Here is a 17609-nt window from a genome sequence, read left to right as displayed (position 1 = left end):
GCTACTCAGGCACATACGCATGCACGCATGCGCCTAGCAGCCAATCGTAGACACAGAGCCGCGCGACTACTCTCCCGCGGACCGAATCGCGCGGCGACTCCCGCACCCCCGCGAAGCAATTGCTTCCATCTTCACTGGAGCATCAACTGACCGCCTCAGCGCGACGCCGGCGACGACTCTTTTTCATCAGCGCCAGGACGCTTTCCGCAAACGCCTCCGGCCTGCCTTCAAAGCAACTCTCCACCGCGTGCGTATCGATCAAACGCTGCCGCAGCGCAATGCGTTCGTCGTGCCCGTCGATCATGCGGACGGCCGCTGCGATATAACTCTCGACGCTATCTGTGATAGTCCATGGCGGCAAGCTCACACGCTCGAACAGCGCGCCGTCGATTTGCTCGAACACTTCAGGCCCGCGCTTGCACACACCTGGCAAACCGAGCGTGAGCGCGTCGACAATGCCATTCGTATTGCCGAACGGAAACGGGCTCAGGAAAAGATCCGAGCGATTGACGCGCTCCAGGTAGCTTGGATACTGATGAAAGCCATGCACGACAGCGCGCGGCAGCGCGTGCCCGATGACGCCGCGCATGTGATCGAGCGCGAGACCGGCCGGCACGCCGCTCATGAAATGAAATTCGACCGGCGTTCTGGCGCGTGCGCCGATCTCGCGACACGCATCGAGAAACGCGGGGTTCAGCTTCATCGCGCTCGCGGTAATGACCACTTCGAGCGTTTCGCGCGCCGGCGGAATAGAAGCGCCGATGTCCGGCAGCGCGACCGACGGCCGGTACGGCTGGCCGACTTTCGGCAGCTTCATTAGCTTTTCGCTGAAGCACGCTGGATCGCCGACATAATCTTCCTCGACGCTGACGTAATCGATCTTGTCGGAATGCGTGGTGGCCGGATGGCCAAGCCCCGCGATCTGCAGCGGTGACACGCGCAGATTCGACATGAATACCGTCATGACGAACATGCCGACGCTCGGCATATACAGCACGTCGGGTTGCTCGCGCTCGGCGAAATCACGGATGGTTTGCAGGCACTCGCCAATGTACTCGGGCTCTTCCAGTTCGATAAAACGGTCGAAAGCCGTTCGCCCGATGTCGTCGATTGCATAACCGAAGCCGAAGCCCACTACCTCGAAATGCTCGCGCGCGGCCTCCAGTGTGCGCGAGTGCGTGCGGTAGATCGAATGAGCGCCGCCGAACCACTCGATCACAACCATCATCAAAGGCTTCTTGCCGCGTTTTTTTGCGCCAGGCGCGCGCGGCGCCGCCGGGAGATCGGTCAGGCCGAGTTGCACGAGTTTGCGGCGCACCAGCACGTTGATGTCGCGTTTGATCTCGTGGCGGCGCGGCGTGTCGGCGTAGCTGCAAAACATGTAGGCGTTATGCAGCAAGGCCGTGGGCAGGTCGTCCAGGTCGGGAATCTGCTGGAGTTTGCCAGGCAACCACTCGATCAGCGCTTCACGCTTGATATGCGCGCTTAGCGAGCCCTTGAAGACAGGCGCGAGCAGCACGAGCGCAAGGCAGGCCGCGAGGACTTTGTCGTAGGCCCACAGCGCCGCGAAATCGAGTTCCAGTTCCGACTCGGTCGAATACAGCACGCAGAGTTTTTCCACGAAGCTGTCGCCGGGCAGAAATTGCCTGTCTTGTGCGCCGCGCGGATTCAGATGGCACGCGACGTGGTCGGCGGTTCCGAACGGCGTGACCGAAAACATCAGTTCGACCCATTCGTGCAGCGTGAGAAAGAGCCTGAAGCACTCGGCGGGCAGTTTGAATTCGGCGTCGGCGAACAAGACGGAGGCCGCGCTCGCAAGACGCGTGCAGAAGCGCGTGCGTTGCTCGGCGGGGGTAAGGCCGGTCATGCCCGACGCAAGAAAGCTCTCGTCCAGCATCCCGCGTTTTTGCTGAAACAGAGCCAACGCGGACAGGAGCTGGATCGACGCCCGGATATGCTGCCGTGTGTAAACGAGCTGCTCGAAATCGTCGAGCGAAAAGGTGGCTTCTTGCATCGGGTAATGAATTTAGTTATGCATGACTAACGATTTTTGGGAGGTGCTAGCCGCGAGCGGCAATTATGGCAGGCGGCCAATATCGAATTCGCGGCGCGCCCCAGTTTGCGAATTTTCGGCACTTCAAATACGGCGTTCGATTCAGAAGGCGTAATAAGGACCGGGCCCCGCGGACGTTTCGCGCGAGGCGATCGCCGTGTAGACACGCCGGCCGAAAAAGAACGGCAAGCCCCAGCCGAAGCCGCTGCCGACCGGGCCGGCAAGATTGTCGAAGGCATTGTTCGCCGACGCGAACAGCGCGCGTGAATTGCCGACTTCGAAGGTCACCGTGTTCGATGCGCCGTTCGTCCCGCCAAGCGTCGCGTTCGCGGTTTGCGTGGTGCTCGGGCAATACCAGTAGCCGCACTGCGGCAATTGCGTATTGCGATAGAAAAGGCCGTTCGAGCCGGTGTCGAGATAGCTTTGCGCATAGGTCTGGCCGCCGCTCGTCGTCGTCACGTAGCCGGTTTGCGAATTGCCCTTCAGCACGCCCGCGCTGCCGAGCGTGTTGTTCGCCTGGGTGTCGATGCCGAAGATCATCGAGCCGGACACGGTGACGGCGCCGCCGTCGGGGACCGCGGGAAGATCGATCACGACGCCGTTGTTGTCGAGAGCGAAACGGCTGACCGGATTCACCACTTGCTGCGCGAGCGCCTGCGCGACTGGCGCGCACGCGCCGCTCCCGTCGCAACTGTAGTACCAGCGAGGCAGCGCGGCGTTCACGCAGGCGCCGCCGCAGTCGGCCGCGAACGTGCCGACGCCGAGAATGCCGTTGGCCCGCAGCGTGTCGACGGTGAGCATGGCGGGGCCCGAGCCGGCGCAGTCCGCCGGTACAGTCGGCACGGAAGGATCGGCGATCAGGTGGATCGGAATCGACGCGGCCAGTTGCCCGGCCATGCGCACGTCCGCGCTGCGCACCGCGCCCCATGCGTAGCCGCCGCCGAACACCGCGCATTCGCCCGAAATGCCCGCGCCCGACGCGAGCGCGGCGAGCGGCAGGTTCGCCGGCAGCGCCGAAGCGAGAATGCGCAAGCCGTGCGAGCCGGTGTCGACCTGAATGTTGTCGATGGTCGCGCAGGTGTCCGTGCCGGGCTGACAAACGGTGACGCTCGTCGTCAGCATGTTGCGCGTGAGATGCGGCGCGGCCGTCACCGTGATCGGCTGGACGTTCGGCGTGTTCGACTGCGGGACGCTGGCGCCGCTATCGCTGGCGGCGGCCGGCGCAGCAGGGGTCGAAGGCGCGCCGGGAGCGCCGGGAGTGCTCGCGCCGGTGGCGGCGGGCGCGCCGCTGCCGCTGCTGCCTCCACCTCCGCCGCAAGCGGCAAGCACGGCGCAAAGGAAGAGGGCGGGGAGAAGGAAGTTTTGCGTCATGGCGTCAGGTCCGATCGACGGTTGTTCGGGTTGTTGTGAGACGCAGGGTCTTGCCGGGCGGGCGTCGGGCCGGGCTCGTCCGGTTTGGCATTGCGCTGGAAGCGCACCTCGCGTGCGCCGGACGCGGCCTCAGCGGAAATCGTCGGCTGTGACGCCGGGCGGCAGCGCGCCCGGCAGCCACGCGCGGCCCACATAGCCGCGCATCGCGCCGCCCGATTCCACGACGACGTCCGGCCGCACGATGCGCGATGCATGCAGATTGCCGTCCGCAGGCGCCGCCGCCGCGCCCGCCTTGTATGAGCCGGCGTACTTCCCCAGCAGGCCGACGAGATCCGGCATGGTCGGTCCTTGCCACGTGTACGCCACGATCTCGCCGGCGCCGTCCGCGTATTCGTTGATGGTCGTGTTGCCCGCGTCGGTCGAGGTGCGCAGGCGCAGCGCGCCGTTCAGGAGGCTTTGCGGCGCCGTGGCGCTCGCGCCGGGCTTGAGCGGCATCACGCCGCCCAGTTCCGCGCAAGCGTCGGCACTGACGCACAATGTCGCGGCGGCCATCGCGGACGCCGCAAGGGCATGAATGAAGGAAATTGTGGGCATGGGCGAGTCTCCGGCGCGAGCCGTTCAGGCTTTATTGGGATGTCGATTTGAAGATAGCATCCGACCTTTCCAACGAAGCCTGGCGCGCGTTTGGCCGCCTCATGACATCTCGGAATTATGGCGCTCGGGAGCGATGAAAGTGCCTTTGTAATCAATGTTCTGACACAGCGACGTCATAGGTCTGACAGACGGTTGGGAATAGTTGGCGATTGTTAAAAAAGGCGCATGCGAGGGCGCCTGCGGGAGGGGCAAACCCGGGTTTTTGCACACGGCTCGCCGGGATCGGTAAAATGTTGGGTTGATCCACGGAAACTTGCCGTGGCGTAGCGGAAGGATTCCCCGAACATGACTGATCTTCGTCTTACCAAGCGGTTTGCAGTAATGCTGATGGCAGGCGGGCTGGTCGCCGGCTGCGGCACGTCGTCGCCGACCAGAATCGACTACAAGAGCGACTCGAAGTCCAAGCAGGTGTCACTCGCCGTCCCGCCGAACATGATCGATGAGACGCCCGATCAGCGTTCGTTGCCCCCGCAAGGCGGCGAAACCTCGCTGTCCACGCTGCGCCAGGTTCAGGCGCAGGCGCCGGCGGCCAATACGCTCGCCGTGGTGCCGCCCGTGAACGGCATGCACATTCAGCGCGACGGCACCGAGAGCTGGCTCGTGATCGACGGCAAGGCGCCCGCCGACGCATGGCCACAGATCCGCCGCTTCTGGCAGGAGCAGGGCTTTCTGCTGGTGGTCGATCAGCGCGACAAGGGCGTGATGGAAACCGACTGGAACGAAACCCACGCGCAGATCAACGACGGCCTGATCCGCAGCACGCTCTCGAAAGCCATGGGCAACAGCTATGTGACTTCCGAGCGCAACAAGTACCGCACGCGTCTCGAAGCGGCGCCGAATGGCGGCACGTACGTGTTCATCAGCCAGAAGGGCATGCGCGAGGCGCTGACCGGCACGAACAACGAGTCGAGCAAGTGGGAGCCGAAGGCGAACGATCCCGGCCTCGAGCAGGAGTATCTGAAGCGGCTGATGGCGGCGCTCGCGCTCGCCGATTCGCGGGCGAAGTCGGGCGGCACGCAGACCGCGGAACTGTCGCCGGCCGGCGCGCAGACGGCGCCTAACGCGGCCACCGCGGGCGCAAAAAACGCGGCGGCGGCCACGGCGGCGCAGAACGTCGCGCTGGCGGCCCAGCAGCCGGCGCGCGATCCGGACGCAGCGAACGCACCGCCGGCGCAGTTCTCGTCCACGGAACTGACGCTGGGCGAACCCTATGACCGCGCGTGGCTGCGTGTGGGTCTGGCGCTCGACCGCAGCAACTTCACCGTCGACGACCGCGATCTGACCCGCGGCATTTACTTTGTGCGCTACGTCGATCCGAAGGATATGACGTCGGTCGAACAGGGCTTCTGGAGCCAGGTGTTCCACGGCAAGAAGGAAAAGGTGGCCAAGCAGTATCGCGTGAACGTGCGCGCGCTGACGCCTGACCAGACCCGCGTGGCTGTGGTCGACGACAAGGGCGGCATCGACGAAAGCCCGCAGGCGAGGCAGATCATGAGTCTGATGGCCGACCAGTTGCACTGAGCGAAGTCGCGGCAAGCCACTCTCAAAACCCGCCCGGGGCATTGTCCCGGGCGGGTTTTTTACGTTCGGCCGAAGGGTGCAGGGCGGCGTGCACAGGTTTTGCTCCCCGCAAAGACACCAGCGCGTAATGGCGTTCAACGGGAGATGGCTATGTTCGACGTGATCCCTTATTGGATGTGGGCGGCGAGCCTGCTCGTGCTCGCGCTCGTCTGCGGCGCCGCCTTGAGTTTCCGGGAACACGAGCGGCCGCCCACGATGCCGGGTCGCCATCCTGAAGTGCTACGGCCGAAGTGGCCGGCGCGTTGAGCTTCGCTCATTCTTCGCTCATGGGTTCGCGCTCCAGTTTGCGGCATCTTTTTCCCGATGCGCGCCCGACGTGCACCCGCATGTAACGTGACGTTACCCCGGTGACGTAACGCTCCCGCCCTTTGCAATGGGCTCCCCAAACGGCCGTTGCTCGTTGCAAATACTTTGCATAATCAAGGTGTTGTGCCGAATTTATCGTGCGTCGCGATAACTGGCACGCAAGGTGCTTTTAAAGACTCAAGAGGCCGGATTGGCCCAGCCTGTGTAGTCAGCGGCGAGTCACTTCAACGGCAGTTCCAACCCGTCGAGCCTCGGCCATGGAGCCGAGGCGAAGCCCGATGTCGGCCGCGCGTTTCGACGCGCAGGCCTCGGTGGCCCCGTCGCCTATCCTCGTAGGGCGACGGCTTTTGCCCGCGCTCCCAAGGAGCGCGGGCTATTTTTTTGTTGATCTCTCAGGTATCCGCGCGCCGCGTGCCCATCCACGGCAAGCGCTTGATGACACCCGTCGCAAGCGCGGTGCCAACCAGAATCACGCCGCAGCCTTCGAGCATGCCGGGCGACACGCCCTCGCCGAGAAAGAGCGCGCCCCACAGAATGCCGAAGATGGGAATCACGAAAGTTACCGTGATCGCCCGCGCCGGCCCCGCCACGGCGATCAGGTGGAAGAACAGCATGTAGGCGATGCCCGTGCAGGCCACGCCGAGGGCGAGCACCGCGCCCCATGCGTGCAGCGAGACCGGCGCGGAAGGCCAGAAGATCACGGCGAGCGGCAGCAGTACGATGGTTGCGCCGGTCATCGTGCCGGCGGCGACGGTCAGTGCATCGACGCCCGTCAGATAGCGCTTCGTGTAGTTCGCGGCAATGCCGTAGAGCAGCGTGGCGCCGAGCGCCGCGCCGGCCGCGAGCGCCGTGGTCAGCGGCGTGGCGGCCGAGCCACTCGGCGCGGCGATCTGATCCCAGACCAGCATCAGCACGCCGAGGAAGCCGATCACGAGACCGAGCGTGCGCATCGCGCTCAGGCGATCGCGCAGCCACAGAAACGCCACGAGGCCGCCCCACAGCGGCGTGCTCGCATTGATTACCGACGTCACGCCCGCCGACAGCGTCAACTCGGCATACGCGAACAGGCAGAAGGGCGCCGCCGAATTCAGGATGCCCACCACCAGCAGCGGAAACGCCCGCGTGCGCAAAATCGTGGCCGATTGTTGCAGCGGACGCCGCGCGAGCAGCACGACGAGCAGGAACGCCGCGCCGATGCCGACACGCAGCGCCATCAACGGCGCCACGCCGAAGTCGGTCACGCCGACGCGGATAAACAGGAACGACGCGCCCCAAAGGGCCGCGAGGAACAGCAACTGGAACAGGTTTTTGGCATTCATGGTGAGTGGCGTCGCGCGCGGTTGAGTCGAAACGCCTGCGCATCGTAACAGCGCGATCGGACGAAACGTTTCACGCTCGAATGAAACGGCAAGTTTCGGGAGAAGGGGCGTCTGACAGAGGTGATCGTAAGCGCAGTAGGAATTCGCGCAAAGCGAGCAATTCTCACGCTGATGTGAGAAATATTGCGACAAGCCGGATGAGGCGATGCAAGCGGGCGACGCGCCAGGCGCAGACTCGCCGCCCGCAAGCACGAATTATTTTGCGGCAGGCCGACACGCGCCGACACTGCGCCTTCCGCAAGCCGGCACGCGAAACACGACGGGCGCGCCGAGCCAAGGCAAACGCGCGCCTTGCGTCTTCAATGCGGAATCATCCCTTGCAGCACGTTCTGCTGGAGCCAAACGAGAATGCCGAGCAGCACCGTCAACAGAATCGAATGCTTGAAGGTTTTCGCGAACACCACGCCTTCCTTGCCTTTGAGTTCCGTGGTGGCCACGCCCGTCGAAATGTTTTGCGGCGAGATCATCTTGCCCATCACGCCACCCGACGAGTTGGTCGCCGCCATCAACACCGGGTTCAGGTTCAGCTGGTGGGCCGCGACCACTTGCAGGTTGCCGAACAGCGCATTGCCCGATGTGTCGCTGCCCGACAGGAACACCGCGACCCAGCCGAGGAATGCCGACACGAGCGGGAAAAACGGTCCGACCGAGGCGACGCCGAGTCCCAGCGTGTAGGTGAGCCCGGAGTAGTTCATCAAATACGCGAGTCCGACGATGGTCGCGACCGTCAGAATGGCGATGCGCGTCTGCACCCACGTGTCGGCGATCGCCGCGCCGAATTCACGCGCGCTCAGCTTCACCACCAGGCTCGTGATGATCGCCGCCACCAGAATCGCCGTGCCGGTGGCGAGCGGCTGGAAGTCCCAGATCGCGCCATACGGCGTGTTGTAGAGCGTGATGAACACGGCCTTGTCGAGTCCCGGCCAGGACACCTTCACGTCGCCGATCAGGAAGATTTTGGCCACCGTCCACACGATCACCACCACCGACACGATGATCCACGGATACCAGCCCTGACCGCCGGCCACTTTGCCGCGCACTTCGCCGACGCGATCGATATTGATGGCGAACGCGGGATCGGCCGCTGGTTTCCAGACGCGCAAAAACGCGATCGTCACGATGAGCGACACCATCGACGACAACACGTCGGTCAGGCTGTAATTCACATAATTCGACGCGACGAACTGCGTCAGCGCGAAGCTCGCGCCCGACATCAGCAGCACCGGCCAGATGCGCAGCATGTTGCGAAAGCCGGCATAGACGGCGATCACGTAGAAGGGCAGCACGAGCGCGAAGAACGGCAACTGGCGGCCGACCATTTTGGCGAGCGAATCGGCGGGCAGGTGCGTGACCGCGCCGAGCACGGTGATCGGCACGCCGAGCGCGCCGAAGGCGACCGGCGCGGTGTTGAAGATCAGTGTGAAGACCAGCGCCTCAAGCGTCGGAAAGCCGAGCAGGATCAGCAGCGAACTCGTGATCGCGACCGGCGTGCCGAAGCCGGAAATGCCTTCGAGCAGCGCGCCGAACGAAAAACCCACCACGACGAGCACGACGCGCCGGTCGTTCGGCAGGTTGTCGATCATCCACATCCGAAAAGCCGCGAAGCGGCCCGAGCGCTGCGCGATGTTGTAGAGAAGAATCGCCGTGAACACGATCCACATGACCGGCCAGCACGCGAACACGACGCCCGCGGCGACCGAATCGAGCGCGAGTCTCACGGGAAACTGCCAGAGCGCGATCGCGACAATCAGGCCGACGATCAATCCCGCCAGCGACGCCTGCCACGCCGGCCGGCGCGCCCAGCCGAGCAGCACGAGCACCACGATAATCGGCAACGCGGCGACGATAAACGAAGGAAACAGGGAGTTGCCGACCGGGGTGAGTAGTTGATGAAACATCACGTCTCCTTCGTTGTTGTTCGAAATCGACGCGGACTGCAAATGACGGCACGCGCGTCGCTCGGGCAGGACGGATGAAGGCCGGCCGCGCAACACTTCGGCCCGGCTTGGTTATTTAAACGATTGCTGCGTGTGGCTTCACCAAGGATAGAGCCCGAGGCTCACGCGTCAAGAAGGGAAACTACCGGAGCAAGGCCGGGCGCGATACCGGCACCGGTTCAATGCGCTCAATGCCAATGGCCGCGCCCGCGCCCGCCCCCGCCCCACGACCAGCCGAAGCCGATCGACACCGCGGGCCCGTACCAGCCGGGATAGCCGTAGCCATACCAGGCCGGATAAACCGGTGGCGGATAGTAGGTAGGGTAGGCCGGCGCGACATACACCGGCGGCGGCTGTGCCGCGACATACGCGGGCGGCAGTTGTTGCACCGCTTGGGCTTGCTGTGCCTGCTGGGCGTATTGCTGCTGATCGTATTTCTTCTGAGCGGCTATATCGCCGGCGGTGACGGCCGGCACTTCGCGCTGGGTCGCGCTGGCGGGCACGGTTGCGTAGTAGGCCGGATAGGCGCCGGAGTAATAGCCAGGATAGTAGCCGTAAGGGTAATAGCAGCCCGACAGCAGCAAGGCGCCGGCAGCGCAACTGAAAGCGCGCTGGCCGCGGCCGTAACGCAAGCCATGAAAAACGCCATGAAAAACGCGCCGAAGAGCGCGCGTCGAACATCTGACGGCAGCGTGGAAAGAGTCGATGACGCGGGACTTCATGACGCGCTCCTGTTTGCAACGGACGCCGCCGTCGAGACCTGATCGCACAAGCTTACGCTCTGGCGACGCAAACAGGATTGCAAAACCGTAACGGCGTATTTCACCCCATTGCCGCAAGGCGCGCGCGTTACCGAAGCACTACGGAGGCACTCCGGGAACACTGCATTTTCCGCGAAAGGCGAGCCGGGTCTTGCGCCCGGTCTACGCTCCCACCCCTGTAGTCCGCTTATTTCCCCGCTTATTTCACCGCTTATGTCCCCGCTTACTTCCCAACCTGATTGCCGATGATGCCGCCCGCAGCCGCGCCGCCAAGTGTGGACAGTGCGTTGCCGCCGATCACCGCGCCCGCCGCACCGCCGACACCTGCGCCGATGGCGGTGTCGCGTTGCCGCCTCGTCATGCCGTCGCAGGCGGAAAGGCTGGCGACGACCGCCACGATGACTGCAAGCGCACCCATTTTGCGAATGGATTTCATGATGCTCCCTCCCTCGGTTGTGACTGGAAGCCGCCTGTCGTTTTGCGTTGTAATGCAATTGATCTTATCGCCGCAACGGGTTTCGAGATGTATGAGGTTGTCAGCAGATTGACGGTTTCGTAATCAAATGTTTCCCTGCGCGCAGCATGCCGCGTGCCTGGCCGCAGCACGAAAAAAAGCCCGCGCGTGGCGGGCTTTTCACTTGCAGGCAATTTGGCGCGTGTTACTGCCGCTGATAAATCTCGGCGCCTTTCTTCATGAACTCGATCGACTTCACTTCCATGCCTTTCTTCAGCGCTTCGTCGTCGGTGACGCCTTGTTGCGCGGCGAACTCGCGCACGTCCTGCGTAATCTTCATCGAGCAGAAATGCGGGCCGCACATCGAGCAGAAATGCGCGACTTTCGCCGAGTCCTTCGGCAGCGTTTCGTCGTGGAATTCGCGCGCCTTGTCCGGGTCGAGACCGAGGTTGAACTGGTCTTCCCAGCGGAATTCGAAGCGCGCTTTCGACAGTGCATTGTCACGCACCTGCGCGCCCGGATGGCCCTTCGCCAGATCGGCGGCGTGCGCGGCGAGCTTGTACGTGATGATGCCGGTCTTCACGTCGTCCTTGTTCGGCAAGCCGAGGTGTTCCTTCGGCGTGACGTAGCAGAGCATGGCCGTGCCGAACCAGCCAATCATCGCAGCACCGATGCCCGACGTAATGTGGTCGTAGCCCGGCGCGATATCGGTGGTGAGCGGCCCGAGCGTGTAGAACGGCGCTTCGTCGCACCATTCCAGTTGCAGGTCCATGTTCTCCTTGATCAATTGCATCGGCACGTGGCCGGGGCCTTCGATCATCGTCTGCACGTCGTGCTTCCATGCGATCTGCGTGAGTTCGCCGAGCGTTTTCAGTTCGCCGAGTTGCGCTTCGTCGTTCGCGTCGTAGATCGAGCCGGGGCGCAGGCCGTCGCCGAGCGAGAAGGCCACGTCATACGCCTTCATGATTTCGCAGATGTCTTCGAAATGCTCGTACAGGAAGCTTTCCTTGTGATGCGCGAGACACCACTTCGCCATGATCGAGCCGCCGCGCGACACGATGCCGGTCATGCGCTTCGCGGTGAGCGGCACATATTGCAGGCGCACGCCCGCATGGATCGTGAAGTAGTCGACGCCCTGTTCGGCCTGTTCGATCAGCGTGTCGCGGAAAATTTCCCACGTCAGGTCTTCGGCCTTACCGTTGACCTTTTCGAGCGCCTGATAGATCGGCACCGTGCCGATCGGCACCGGCGAATTGCGGATGATCCACTCGCGCGTTTCGTGGATGTGCTTGCCGGTCGAGAGGTCCATCACCGTGTCGCCGCCCCAGCGGATCGCCCACGTCATCTTGTCGACTTCCTCGCCGATCGACGACGTCACCGCCGAATTGCCGATGTTCGCGTTGACCTTCACGAGGAAGTTCCGGCCGATGATCATCGGCTCGCTTTCCGGGTGATTGATGTTGTTCGGAATGATCGCGCGGCCGCGCGCGACTTCCTCGCGCACGAATTCAGGCGTGATTTCGGTGAGCCCGTTCGGACCGAACGCGCTCGCGCCGAATGCCTGGCCCGGATGCTGGCGGCCCATCATCGCGGCGAGCTTCTCGCCGTTCGGGCCGCTCGTCTTGAGGCTCTCCAGATACTCGGCGCGGCGCTGGTTCTCGCGAATCGCGATGTATTCCATTTCCGGCGTGATGATGCCTTGCTTCGCGTAGTGCATCTGCGAGACGTTCTTGCCGGCGATCGCGCGGCGCGGCGTGCGATGCAGGCCCTGGAAGCGCAGCTCGGCGGTGGCGGCGTCGGCGGCGCGCTCGCGGCCGTAGTCGCTCGTGAGGCCGGCGAGCGCTTCGGTGTCGCCGCGTTCCTCGATCCAGCGCTGACGCAGCGCGGGCAAGCCGGCGCGGATGTCGATCTTCGCTTCGGGATCGGAGTACGGGCCCGACGTATCGTAGACATACACCGGCGGATTCTTTTCGCCGCCGAAGCTGTCAGGCGTATCGGCCTGGGTGATTTCGCGCATCGGCACGCGGATGTCGGGCCGCGAGCCTGTCACATAGATCTTGCGGGAGTTCGGCAGCGGTGCGACCGCGGCTTCATCGACGTGGGCGTCGGCGGAAATGAATTTTGGATTGGCGTTCATGCGTATCTCCTGTGTCGACCGGAGTTCGCATTTCAATGCGAGACGCCGGTCCCATGCAAAGCAAGCAATGTGGGGCGGCTAAGCAGGAGACGAGATGGAAGTGGTCGGAAGTCGCGAGAGGTGAGGCGGTGGAGCTGGAGTGCGAAATCCGTACGCTTCCCTGCGCTGGCATTATCCAGATCAGGTTCAAAGGGTATTTCTCACCCACGCGGCACGGACCTCCAACCCCCGTGCTACGCAGGACCCCCGCGTTAGCAGCGCACACGATACCCTGGGCAGCCGCAGCTTGGCAACCGGTTTGCGCCCGAGCATCCGTCCCTCCCGGCCGGGCGCCTTACAGGGCGCTGCGGGTTGGCTTACAGCGTGAAATCGTCGGCGGCTTCGGGTTGATACAGGATTTTCTCGAGCTTCAGCACTTTTTCGTCGCCGCTCGGCGGCGTGAAGCGAATCTGCTCGCCGCGTTTCGCGCCGAGCAGCGCGAGGCCGACCGGCGAAAACACATTCAGGCGGCCGTGCGCAAAGTCGGCGTCGGTCGGATAGACGACGGTCCAGGTCATCTGCTCGCCGCTCTTTTCGTCGACGAGCGTGGCCTGCGAATTCATCGTCACCACGTTGGCCGGGATCTCGCGCGAGTCCACGATCACGGCGCGTTCCAGCACGTCGTCGAGCATGTCCTGCAAGCGCGCGTCGGCGCCCGGCGCGGCGGCATGCTTCTCAAGACGGGCGACGTCGAGTTCGGTGAGGAAACACTGCTTGGTCCTTTTCACGGCGGATACTCCAGTTCGATCTGCAATCAATCAGCGGAAGGTGGTGGGAAAGCTGCGCGGCAGCGCGTGCGGATGTGATCGGCCCGGCGTCCCGAGAAATCCCCTGAGGGGACGACGCGGCTGCGGGCAACGAGCGAACTGCGTCAGATGGGGCGCCGGGCGGCGGGGAGCGGAAGCGTTCTTGGCGGAAGCGTTCGCGACGTCGCGCCGGCCGATCGCGGCGCGAACTGCACGCGCGCGCGGGCGGCTGCGCGGCGAGGGCGCAAGCGGGCGAGGGCACGTGAACTCGAGAAACGCATCGGGCGGCAGGCAGTGATGGACGGAACGTGAGCGGCGCGCGCTGTGCCCGGCGAAACGGATGAGGCGAGCAGAGCAGCGCGGATGGATACGGACATGGTAGCACGGCGTCTTCCGCTGGCCCGCGCGCTGGGCGAACGTCGCGTGGGTGGGGCGTGTGTCGTGTGTGTGTCGGGCGCGTGTGCCGGAAAAAGCCGCGTCGGGCCGTCACGACCGGCTCGGCGCCCTGCAAAAGAAGCTCGCCAATTCCGACGAACCCGCGCCGTTCGCCGGCCGCTTTGCGCCGCTTCATCGCCACGTCTTGCGCCGATGTCAATGCGAAGAATTGGGGCAAAAAGCGAATGCGCGGTTCGCCGGCGTTTGTGTTGCAACCGCACCAAAAGTTACGATTCTTTCGCCTGGCGCGGTGGGCGCTTACTGCATAATGCGATGCGCGTCCGGCAGTCGGCGCGTGTCAGCCGCAGGTCGATTCGACCGCCGCGGCGTTGCAGTCTGATTCTGGCTTTCTCCGTTAGCCAACCCTCGTCCTTCGCTCCACCATCATGTCCGCCAGCCTCGCCCGTCAGACCGCATCGCCGATGCGGTGTCCGCCGTCCCCACAGCGGGCCCCACGAACGGCGTGGGTGGGTTGAGGCATGTCGCAGGAATTCTCAAGCCGTTTTTCGCGTGGTTTCCCGATCCGTTTGCCGCGGTCGCGCAACGGACAGATCGCGCTCGCGCTCGGCGTCGTCTATCTCGTGTGGGGCTCGACTTATCTCGCGGTGCACGTCGCGCTCGGCTCGTTTCCGCCTTTGCTGATGTCCGGCTTGCGCAACCTGTTCGCGGGCGTCGGGCTGTTCGTCTTCGCGGCGCGCCGCGATCCCGTCTGGCCGAGCGCGGCTGAGATCCGCAATGCCGGACTCGTCGGCACGATGCTGGTCGGCTTGTCGAGCGGCATGCTCGCGTACGGCATGCGCACGGTCGGCACCGGCACGGCCGCGGTGATGGTCGCCACCGTGCCGCTTTTCGCGACCGTGATCGCGGTGGTGGCGGGGCGCAAGATCGGCAAGGGCGAGTGGTTCGCGGTCGGGCTCGGGCTCGTCGGCATTGCGATTCTGAGCCACGGCGACAGCGCGCCGGGATCGGCGGGCGGCAGTCTCGCGATTCTATGCGGCGCGCTTTTCTGGGCGGGCGGCGCGCATCTGGCGAGTCGCCTGAAACTGCCGTCGGACCTCTTTCTATCGACATCGCTGCAGATCGGTCTCGGCGGCGCGATGTCGACTATTGTCGCGTGGGTCTCCGGCGAACGGATGCTCGACATCCATTTCCTGCCGATGCTGGCGTTCATCTACCTGATGCTGATCGGCACGATGACCGCTTATGTCGCGTACGGTTTCCTGATCCGCCACACGAGCCCGATCATTGCGAGCAGCTGCATGTACGTGAATCCGGTCGTGGCGGTGGCGCTCGGCGCGTTGTTGCTGGGCGAGCCGGTCACGCATTCCACGGTGATCGCGACGGTTGTGATTCTGCTCAGCGTGGGCTTGTCGTTCTGGCTCGACCATCGCAAGAAGGGGCGCGTCTGAGGCGTGGCGCGGTGCGGCGGAGCTTCAAGGCTCCCAGCCTCACAGCGCCAAAGCCTCAAAGCCTCAAAGCCTCAAAGCCTCAAAGCTCCCAACCTCAAAGCCGCGCTGCCAGTTCCGCGCCCTCGCGGATCGCGCGCTTCGCATCCAGTTCGTTGGCGAGCGCCGCCCCGCCGATCACGTGATAACGCGGGCTGCCCGAAGTGCTCGCAGCGCCTGATTGGTCCGCTTCGCGCGGATGCAGATCGCGCAGCGATTCCTGCCCCGCGCACACGACGATGTTGTCCACCTCCAGCCATTGCTCGGCGCCGTCATGCGCGATCTTCAGACCGCGCGCGCCGATTTCCAGGTACGTGACGCCGGCCAGCATCGTGACGCCGTTTCTCGCGAGCGTCGCGCGATGCACCCATCCCGACGTCTTGCCGAGCCCCGCGCCAGGCCTGCCGGGCTTACGCTGCAACAGCCAGATCTGTCGAGGCGGCGTGGCCGGCGCGGCCGGCTTCAGGCCGCCGCGTTCGCGCACGGCGAGATCGACGCCCCATTCGTCCAGCCACGCATCGCGCGGCACCGGCAGTGGCTCGCCCGCCCGATGCAGCAGGAATTCGCTGACGTCGAAGCCGATGCCGCCCGCGCCGATTACCGCGACGCGGCGTCCGACCGGCGCGCCGCGCAGCACATCCACGTAAGACAGAACATTGGTTGCGTCGATGCCTGCAATAGCCGGCCGACGCGGCACGATGCCGGTCGCGATCACGATGTCGTCGAAATGTCCGGCGGCGAGCAGCTCGGGATCGACGCGCGTGCCGAGCCGCACGTCCACGCCATGCCGCTCAAGCTGGCTCCGGAAATAGCGGATCGTCTCGCCGAATTCTTCCTTGCCCGGCACGCGCATGGCCAGATTGAACTGGCCGCCGATCGTTGCGGCCGCATCGAACAGCGTCACGCGATGCCCGCGCGACGCCGCCACCGTCGCCGCCGACAATCCCGCCGGCCCCGCGCCGACCACCGCGATCGCGCGCACGGCTCGCGAGCCCGCGAGCGGCCGGTACAGCAGTTCGGTTTCCCGTCCCGCGCGCGGATTGACGAGGCATGTCGCGCGCTGATTCCTGAACGTGTGATCGAGACAGGCCTGGTTGCACGCGATGCAGGTGTTGATTTCGTGCGCGCGTCCTTCGGCGGTTTTGCGCACGAACTCGGGATCGGCGAGTAGCGGCCTCGCCATCGAAACCAGATCGCCCGCGCCGTCGGCGAGCAAGGCTTCAGCGACCTCCGGCGTATTGATGCGGTTCGAGACGATCACCGGCACCTTCACGGCGCGCTTGAGCCGCGCGCTCAATTCGGCAAACGCGGCGCGCGGCACCGAGGTGACGATGGTCGGCACGCGCGCTTCATGCCAGCCGATTCCCGTGTTGAACATCGTCACGCCCGCGCGTTCGAGCGCTTGCGCGACCTGCACGGTTTCATCCCAGGTATTGCCGCCTTCCACGAGGTCGATCAGCGAGAGCCGGTACACCACGATAAAGCGCTCGCCGCACGCCTCGCGCACGCGTTCGACGATCTCGCGCGCAATCCGCATACGGTTTTCGATGCTGCCGCCATAGCCGTCCGTGCGCCGGTTGGTGCGCGGGCAGAGAAACTGGTTGAGCAGATAGCCTTCGCTGCCCATGATCTCGACGCCGTCATAGCCCGCGCGCTGGGCAAGCTTCGCGCAGCGCGCGAAGTCGCGCACGGTCCGCGCAATGCCGGCTATGCTCAACGCACGCGGCTTGAACTTCGAGATCGGTGACTTCAACGCGGAAGCCGACACGACGAACGGCTGATAGCCATAGCGTCCCGCATGCAGGATCTGCAACGCGATCTTGCCGCCTTCCTCGTGAACCGCCTGCGTCAGCCGCCGATGGTTGCGCAGATCGAGCATCGAGTTGAGCGTGCCGCCGAACGGCAGCAGCCATCCTTCGCGATTCGGCGAAATGCCGCCGGTGATGATGAGTCCCACGCCGCCCTTCGCGCGCTCGCGGAAATACGTGGCCAGCTTCGGGTAATTCCAGAAGCGGTCTTCCATGCCCGTATGCATGGACCCCATCACGACGCGATTCGCGAGCCGCGTGAAGCCCAGATCGAGTTCGGCAAGTAAGTGTTGGTAAGACATACAGGCCGCCCTTGTAAGTATGGGATGCGCACGAACGATACACCGCGCATTCGTGCCCGCCGTCCGAAGAATGCTTCTAAAACGCCGGAACGTTGCGGCGTAAGACATTGTGCTGGCCCGATAAGCCAATTCGATGATCGCGGCACACCCATTGCTGATTGCGAGCGTCCATCCGCATGGACCGCGCGGCGCCCTGAAAAC

General features: G+C 64.4%; 13 protein-coding genes and 1 riboswitch. Of the genes, 3 read left to right on the top strand and 10 right to left on the bottom strand.

Annotated features, from left to right (window positions below):
- Nucleotides 1-142 precede the first annotated feature (142 nt).
- The 3 genes from VOM14_RS10045 to VOM14_RS10035 all read right to left on the bottom strand — a co-directional run bounded on the left by VOM14_RS10045 (nt 143) and on the right by VOM14_RS10035 (nt 4018).
- Nucleotides 143-2014, bottom strand: a complete 1872-nt coding sequence (locus tag VOM14_RS10045) for a glycosyl transferase family 1 (protein ID WP_327628540.1) — start codon at nt 2012-2014, stop codon at nt 143-145.
- A gap of 141 nt (nt 2015-2155) precedes the next feature.
- Entirely contained in the window at nt 2156-3424 is a 1269-nt protein-coding gene (locus VOM14_RS10040; protein WP_327628539.1) for a DUF3443 domain-containing protein, read from the bottom strand.
- Nucleotides 3425-3553: 129 nt separating this feature from the next.
- Nucleotides 3554-4018 carry a DUF2844 domain-containing protein gene (locus VOM14_RS10035; RefSeq protein WP_327628538.1) on the bottom strand — a complete coding sequence of 155 codons (465 nt, stop codon included), beginning with the start codon at nt 4016-4018 and terminating at the stop codon, nt 3554-3556.
- Between the two features lie 345 nt (nt 4019-4363).
- On the opposite strand from VOM14_RS10035, the gene bamC reads away from it, so the two are divergent.
- The gene (gene bamC / locus VOM14_RS10030) at nt 4364-5599 is read left to right on the top strand and encodes an outer membrane protein assembly factor BamC (protein WP_327628537.1); all 1236 of its coding nucleotides are present in this window, start codon (nt 4364-4366) and stop codon (nt 5597-5599) included.
- Nucleotides 5600-5749: 150 nt separating this feature from the next.
- Nucleotides 5750-5905 (top strand): hypothetical protein, encoded by a 156-nt coding sequence (locus VOM14_RS10025; protein ID WP_327628536.1) that lies wholly within the window; start codon nt 5750-5752, stop codon nt 5903-5905.
- Nucleotides 5906-6357: 452 nt separating this feature from the next.
- Here the strand turns inward: VOM14_RS10025 and VOM14_RS10020 are convergent, their stop codons facing one another.
- The 6 genes from VOM14_RS10020 to rnk all read right to left on the bottom strand — a co-directional run bounded on the left by VOM14_RS10020 (nt 6358) and on the right by rnk (nt 13400).
- Entirely contained in the window at nt 6358-7284 is a 927-nt protein-coding gene (locus VOM14_RS10020; RefSeq protein ID WP_327628535.1) for a DMT family transporter, read from the bottom strand.
- A gap of 359 nt (nt 7285-7643) precedes the next feature.
- Nucleotides 7644-9242, bottom strand: a complete 1599-nt coding sequence (locus VOM14_RS10015; protein WP_327628534.1) for an L-lactate permease — start codon at nt 9240-9242, stop codon at nt 7644-7646.
- A 227-nt stretch (nt 9243-9469) separates the two neighbouring features.
- Nucleotides 9470-10003 carry a hypothetical protein gene (locus tag VOM14_RS10010; protein WP_327628533.1) on the bottom strand — a complete coding sequence of 178 codons (534 nt, stop codon included), beginning with the start codon at nt 10001-10003 and terminating at the stop codon, nt 9470-9472.
- 262 nt (nt 10004-10265) lie between these two features.
- Nucleotides 10266-10478 (bottom strand): glycine zipper 2TM domain-containing protein, encoded by a 213-nt coding sequence (locus VOM14_RS10005; protein ID WP_327628532.1) that lies wholly within the window; start codon nt 10476-10478, stop codon nt 10266-10268.
- 223 nt (nt 10479-10701) lie between these two features.
- Entirely contained in the window at nt 10702-12633 is a 1932-nt protein-coding gene (gene thiC / locus VOM14_RS10000) for a phosphomethylpyrimidine synthase ThiC (RefSeq protein WP_327628531.1), read from the bottom strand.
- A gap of 139 nt (nt 12634-12772) precedes the next feature.
- Nucleotides 12773-12891, bottom strand: a riboswitch (TPP riboswitch).
- A gap of 98 nt (nt 12892-12989) precedes the next feature.
- Nucleotides 12990-13400 (bottom strand): nucleoside diphosphate kinase regulator, encoded by a 411-nt coding sequence (rnk, locus tag VOM14_RS09995; protein ID WP_327628530.1) that lies wholly within the window; start codon nt 13398-13400, stop codon nt 12990-12992.
- Nucleotides 13401-14332: 932 nt separating this feature from the next.
- On the opposite strand from rnk, the gene VOM14_RS09990 reads away from it, so the two are divergent.
- Nucleotides 14333-15262, top strand: coding sequence for an EamA family transporter (locus VOM14_RS09990; RefSeq protein ID WP_327628529.1), 930 nt, complete (start codon nt 14333-14335; stop codon nt 15260-15262).
- Between the two features lie 94 nt (nt 15263-15356).
- Here the strand turns inward: VOM14_RS09990 and VOM14_RS09985 are convergent, their stop codons facing one another.
- On the bottom strand, nt 15357-17408 hold the full coding sequence (locus VOM14_RS09985; RefSeq protein WP_327628528.1) for an NADPH-dependent 2,4-dienoyl-CoA reductase: 2052 nt from the start codon (nt 17406-17408) through the stop codon (nt 15357-15359).
- Nucleotides 17409-17609 lie beyond the last annotated feature (201 nt).

This window comes from Paraburkholderia sp. MPAMCS5, from assembly GCF_036016995.1.
In the GTDB taxonomy this organism is placed as follows: Bacteria; Pseudomonadota; Gammaproteobacteria; order Burkholderiales; family Burkholderiaceae; genus Paraburkholderia.
The sequence above is the reverse complement of the archived record's forward strand: the minus strand, read 5'-3'. Positions and strand labels throughout refer to the sequence as shown.

Bases quoted from the DNA above. Each gene is read 5' to 3' on its own strand.
- VOM14_RS10045 (WP_327628540.1), bottom strand. From the start codon at position 2,014: ATGCAAGAAGCCACCTTTTCGCTCGACGATTTCGAGCAGCTCGTTTAC.
- VOM14_RS10040 (WP_327628539.1), bottom strand. From the start codon at position 3,424: ATGACGCAAAACTTCCTTCTCCCCGCCCTCTTCCTTTGCGCCGTGCTT.
- VOM14_RS10035 (WP_327628538.1), bottom strand. From the start codon at position 4,018: ATGCCCACAATTTCCTTCATTCATGCCCTTGCGGCGTCCGCGATGGCC.
- bamC (WP_327628537.1), top strand. From the start codon at position 4,364: ATGACTGATCTTCGTCTTACCAAGCGGTTTGCAGTAATGCTGATGGCA.
- VOM14_RS10025 (WP_327628536.1), top strand. From the start codon at position 5,750: ATGTTCGACGTGATCCCTTATTGGATGTGGGCGGCGAGCCTGCTCGTG.
- VOM14_RS10020 (WP_327628535.1), bottom strand. From the start codon at position 7,284: ATGAATGCCAAAAACCTGTTCCAGTTGCTGTTCCTCGCGGCCCTTTGG.
- VOM14_RS10015 (WP_327628534.1), bottom strand. From the start codon at position 9,242: ATGTTTCATCAACTACTCACCCCGGTCGGCAACTCCCTGTTTCCTTCG.
- VOM14_RS10010 (WP_327628533.1), bottom strand. From the start codon at position 10,003: ATGAAGTCCCGCGTCATCGACTCTTTCCACGCTGCCGTCAGATGTTCG.
- VOM14_RS10005 (WP_327628532.1), bottom strand. From the start codon at position 10,478: ATGAAATCCATTCGCAAAATGGGTGCGCTTGCAGTCATCGTGGCGGTC.
- thiC (WP_327628531.1), bottom strand. From the start codon at position 12,633: ATGAACGCCAATCCAAAATTCATTTCCGCCGACGCCCACGTCGATGAA.
- VOM14_RS09990 (WP_327628529.1), top strand. From the start codon at position 14,333: ATGTCGCAGGAATTCTCAAGCCGTTTTTCGCGTGGTTTCCCGATCCGT.
- VOM14_RS09985 (WP_327628528.1), bottom strand. From the start codon at position 17,408: ATGTCTTACCAACACTTACTTGCCGAACTCGATCTGGGCTTCACGCGG.